Origin of the sequence: Plebeiibacterium sediminum, from assembly GCF_026013605.1 — a bacterium.
Taxonomy (GTDB): Bacteria; Bacteroidota; Bacteroidia; order Bacteroidales; family Marinilabiliaceae; genus Saccharicrinis; species Saccharicrinis sediminus.
The window spans coordinates 1-392 of record NZ_JAPDPJ010000353.1 but is presented as its reverse complement, the minus strand read 5'-3'; the positions used below and the strand labels follow the sequence as shown (position 1 = coordinate 392).

Annotated in this window: 1 protein-coding gene; it reads left to right on the top strand. The window is 31.1% G+C overall.

Annotated elements, in window-relative coordinates; all coding sequences use genetic code 11:
• On the top strand, positions 1-392 hold a 392-nt coding region (locus OM075_RS25755; RefSeq protein WP_301193409.1), incomplete at both ends, for a hypothetical protein.

Below are 392 nucleotides of genomic sequence, written 5' to 3'. Positions count from 1 at the left end.
GCAAGTCATAAGACAGAAAAGTTAAAGGTTTCCACTTCGATTAACTTTTCGACAGAAAAAACTAATGCTGTTCCAATGGGACAAGGAAGTTCTGCTTATAGGAGTCTATTTGAGATTGCAAATAATATTTCAATCGTAGATCTTAAAGATTATAAAAATAAGTTTAATTCTTTGGATAACTATTTCACACCGTATGGATTAAATCCTTATTGGGCGTTAAATGAGAATGGAGCAACTCAAAAAAAATATAAATTTTTTGGGAAGGCACAATTAGATTATAATTTATTGGATAATCTAGTATTTACCTATAGATTTGGAGGTGATTTTGAAAGTTCAACAGGTGAACAATGGACCGCTAAAGTTGCTTTTACTGAGGATTCATTTAATGATGG